Origin of the sequence: Jannaschia formosa, assembly GCF_003340555.1 — a bacterium.
GTDB lineage: Bacteria > Pseudomonadota > Alphaproteobacteria > Rhodobacterales > Rhodobacteraceae > Jannaschia > Jannaschia formosa.
Map to the genome: position 1 here is coordinate 1 of NZ_QPLJ01000095.1, position 1,180 is coordinate 1,180.

The window sequence follows — 1,180 nt, forward strand, 5'->3', positions numbered from 1 at the left end:
TGTGGGAGGGGAAGAAGCCCATCCATTCGGCCTCGAAGAACTCCCAGTCGATCAGCGCCTCGAGCCTCACCAGCTCATGGCGCATGTCAATCAGATTGATGAGTCGGGGACGCAGCAGGTCATCCTGCTCGGGTGCGCGAGATTTGGGCTTCATCGGGCCTCCGAAATCGCAGGGTTCCGGACCCAAACATACCAAACCCTGCGACATCAGAACACCGCCGATCCCGGTTCATGTCAGGAAATCAAAGCAATGTGAGTTGTTCAGGGCGGACTAATGAAGGCGCACAACCTCCTGCTGGTTTGCAGATACACCAAAACGGCCGGAGCTGACCCACGAAGGTGGCCTGGCCCCTGAAAAGTGGTCCTCCCTGAAGTAGGGCTTTCGAGCCAGATGGAGGACAGAGGGTTGCCCCAAAGGAAGCACAAGCCCGAAGAGATCGTCGCGAAGCTGCGGCAGGTCGATGTGTTGGTATCGCAGGGCCAGTCAGTGGCCGAGGCGGTGCGCTCGATCGGCGTGACACAGTTCACCTGTTATCGGTGGCGCAAGGAGTTCGGCGGGCTGAAGACCGATCAGGTGAAGCGGCTGAAGGAACTCGAGAAGGAGAATGAGCGGCTTCGGAAGGCGGTCTCCGACCTCACGCTCGAGAAGCTCATTCTGCGCGGTGAGGCCCATCGGCCGAACGCCTCGGGAAACTTCTGAGCCCCGCCCGCCGCCGTGCCTGCATCGACCACGTCCGGGAGAAGTTCCAGATGTCGGAACGCCTCGCCTGTCGCGTTCTTGGACAGCATCGCTCGACGCAGTGGAAGGTGCCGCGCGGACGGGCCGATGATGATGCGCTGACCGCGGACATCATCGCGCTCGCCTCGCAGTACGGACGATACGGCTACCGGCGCATCACGGCGCTCCTTCGGGAGGCCGGCTGGGCGGTGAACGTGAAGCGCGTTGAGCGGATCTGGCGGCGGGAGGGGCTAACAGGCTGCTGAAAAACCCCGCCCTCGACGTGCTTTTCGGGACATGATTCACTTTCGCCGTGGTTGACGGCGGGGGCTGGGATGCGGGGGACGGATCGGACGACGGGATCGCTGTTCAGCTATGTCGAGCTGGAGGAGCGCATCCCGGGGGGTCATCCGCTGCGCACGATCCGGCGGGTGGTGAACGACGCGCTGGCGAGCTTGGGCG

At 62.9% G+C, this 1,180-nt stretch carries 3 pseudogenes; 2 read left to right on the forward strand and 1 reads right to left on the reverse strand.

Annotation, left to right across the window (positions count from 1 at the left end):
- Positions 1–154: pseudogene (locus DR046_RS22940) on the reverse strand (IS5/IS1182 family transposase); the annotation flags it as partial.
- 237 nt (positions 155–391) lie between these two features.
- Between DR046_RS22940 and DR046_RS22945 the strand changes: the two are divergent.
- Both DR046_RS22945 and DR046_RS22950 read left to right on the forward strand, forming a co-directional pair.
- Positions 392–972: pseudogene (locus DR046_RS22945) on the forward strand (IS3 family transposase); the annotation flags it as partial.
- 81 nt (positions 973–1,053) lie between these two features.
- A pseudogene (locus DR046_RS22950) lies at positions 1,054–1,180 on the forward strand (IS5/IS1182 family transposase); the annotation flags it as partial.